The organism is Nocardiopsis protaetiae, assembly GCF_045446735.1.
GTDB lineage: Bacteria > Actinomycetota > Actinomycetes > Streptosporangiales > Streptosporangiaceae > Nocardiopsis > Nocardiopsis protaetiae.
Map to the genome: position 1 here is coordinate 1 of NZ_JBJJBV010000540.1, position 1,286 is coordinate 1,286.

2 protein-coding genes are annotated in these 1,286 nt (G+C 67.3%); both read left to right on the forward strand.

The window, feature by feature from the left end:
- Nucleotides 1–22 precede the first annotated feature (22 nt).
- Nucleotides 23–733 (forward strand): hypothetical protein, encoded by a 711-nt coding sequence (locus ACJOT3_RS34585; protein ID WP_406977343.1) that lies wholly within the window; start codon nt 23–25, stop codon nt 731–733.
- Nucleotides 734–1,040: 307 nt separating this feature from the next.
- A partial coding sequence (locus ACJOT3_RS34590; protein WP_406977344.1) for a transposase occupies nt 1,041–1,286 on the forward strand: 246 nt, incomplete at its 3' end.

Genomic DNA, 1,286 nt, shown 5'->3' on the forward strand with positions numbered 1-1,286 from the left:
ACCAGAAACGAGGAGAGAACGCATGACCACCAAGACCAGCCCCATCGCCAAGGCACAGACCGCAGCCGACAAGGCCACCCGCAACGCACAAGACGCACACCAGCGCGCACAGGACGCTGCCCAGGCCCTCGCCGCCGCCCAAGTCGAACACGACCGCATCGTCACCCTCGTCGGCGCGGGGAAGGCCGACGCCGACGCTCTCGCCGACGCCAACCACAAGCTCACACACGCGCGAGAGGTCGCCCAGGCCACCGCCACCTACGCCGAAGGACAGGAGAAGGCCGCCCGCCTCGCCCGCCTCGGCGTCGCCCAGGCGCACATCGACCACCTCGCCAACGACCGCGACCAGGCCCTCAGCCACATGAACGCCATCACTGAACACATCCAAGGGCTCATCAACCTCAACGGACAGCGCAACGCCCAGGTCGCCGAGATCCTGACACTCCTGCGAGCCGAAGGCATCCGCATCGGCAAGCGCAGGGACGAACCCGCGGAGACCGATGCTGGGCTCATGATTCGGAGCCTTCAGCCGGCCGTCGCCACCACCTACATTCAGCACCCGAACGGTGAACTCGAAGTCGACCGTGACATCGCAGGGGCAATCGTCGCCAACGCCATCGTGCGCGCGACCAACGGCAACCCCCACAAGCTGAACTCCCGCATCAGCCTGGTGGGCAGGTTCGACCGGGAGAAGGACCCGGCCGACCTGATCCGTGAAATCTACGGCGACTGACGCGAACGACAAGGCCGCGCCAGACCAACCAGGCTTGGCGCGGCCGTTACAACACCACAAAAGAACACTCTGAACTGCGGAAACACCCAGGGGGGCACCCCCCGCCCCCGGGTACGGCTGACCGCTACGTCATAGCAGCTCCCGGGCTGTGCAACCTGAACAGCACCTAAGCTTGAGATTTAACCTGTGCCCTCGGCCGGCTCGCTGAGCCGGGCGGGGATTTCGGCGTTCAGCAGACAACGAAGCGGCCCCGGGGAGATCATGTGCGCTGTCGACACGCCGATGACACCACCCCGAGGCCACGAACATGAGTCTGCTGCACGATCCCGCCCACGTCGAGCCGTTGTCCGCCTTGTCCCGGTTCCGCGCCGACCTGCACACCTGCCTGCCCCGCCGCGCCGACACCCTGTTCGAGCTGTGCGACGCGATCCTGTGCGCCGACGGCCCCGTCACCTCCCCCGCCGAGCTGACCCTGACACCCGAGCACCGACGCGGCCACGGCGCCATGTACGACGCCCTCACCCACGGCCGCATCCACACCGACCGGCTGCGC

What these genes read in the sequence shown, in the direction of transcription:
- ACJOT3_RS34585 (WP_406977343.1), top strand. Translation starts at nt 23, where the DNA reads ATGACCACCAAGACCAGCCCCATCGCCAAGGCACAGACCGCAGCCGAC.